Consider the following 979-nt stretch of genomic DNA (forward strand, 5'->3'; position numbering starts at 1 on the left):
AAGGCTTGATCCTATAACCAGTGTGTTTGTACCACTGGCGAGTATCGACTGTGCCACACAGTCACTCCCCACTACTTCTTCCCAGATTGGTTGTAGCGCCCCAAAGCGATACAACAACAAGTCATGCCTGATGACCATAGCGAGTCGGTCCCACCCCTTCCCATCCCGAACAGGACCGTGAAACGACTCCACGCCGATGATAGTGCGGAGCTCCCGTGTGAAAGTAGGTAATCGTCAGGCTCCTCATGCTGCAAACAAAAACCCCATCCACACCCTGGATGGGGTTTTTGCGTTTTTGTTTTCTCTATAAGTGAGAGCATCGATTGTTTCGGGCCGTAAGAAACGCTTGACAACGATATGTTGTTGCCCCATAATCGATAGTTCTCTGCGGAGGGGTGCCCGAGTGGCTAAAGGGGGCAGACTGTAAATCTGTTGGCTTACGCCTACGTTGGTTCGAATCCAACCTCCTCCACCAGAATTCAAGCGGTAAGGGAATCCAAATCCTCGCGGGTGTAGCTCAATGGTAGAGCAGAAGCCTTCCAAGCTTATGACGAGGGTTCGATTCCCTTCACCCGCTCCAGTGTTGGTCTGTAGTGCCCATGTGGCTCAGTGGTAGAGCACTCCCTTGGTAAGGGAGAGGTCGGCAGTTCGATCCTGCCCATGGGCACCAGCTGTATCAGTCCTGTAAGTTGCGCGCGGCGCAAGGTGCGAAAATCCTGTTAGGAGTCGAAAATGGCCAAAGGTAAATTCGAGCGGACCAAGCCGCACGTGAACGTGGGCACGATCGGTCACGTTGACCACGGCAAGACCACGCTGACGGCAGCAATCACGACGGTTCTCACGCAGAAGTTCGGCGGCGAAGCCAAGGCGTACGACCAGATCGACGCAGCGCCGGAAGAAAAGGCACGTGGTATTACCATCAACACCGCGCACGTCGAGTACGAAACGGCTAACCGCCACTACGCACACGTTGACTGCC

At 54.4% G+C, this 979-nt stretch carries 1 protein-coding gene, 3 tRNA genes and 1 rRNA gene; all 5 read left to right on the plus strand.

Going from position 1 to position 979, the window contains the following annotated elements:
- Window positions 1-126 precede the first annotated feature (126 nt).
- Window positions 127-240, plus strand: a 5S ribosomal RNA gene (gene rrf, locus P7F28_RS17145).
- Between the two features lie 149 nt (window positions 241-389).
- Window positions 390-475, plus strand: a tRNA-Tyr gene (locus tag P7F28_RS17150).
- Window positions 476-506: 31 nt separating this feature from the next.
- A tRNA-Gly gene (locus tag P7F28_RS17155) sits at window positions 507-580 on the plus strand.
- A 15-nt stretch (window positions 581-595) separates the two neighbouring features.
- Window positions 596-670, plus strand: a tRNA-Thr gene (locus P7F28_RS17160).
- A gap of 62 nt (window positions 671-732) precedes the next feature.
- On the plus strand, window positions 733-979 hold a 247-nt coding region (locus P7F28_RS17165), incomplete at its 3' end, for a GTP-binding protein (protein ID WP_277185719.1).

The organism is Caballeronia sp. BR00000012568055, assembly GCF_029439455.1.
Classification (GTDB): Bacteria; Pseudomonadota; Gammaproteobacteria; order Burkholderiales; family Burkholderiaceae; genus Caballeronia.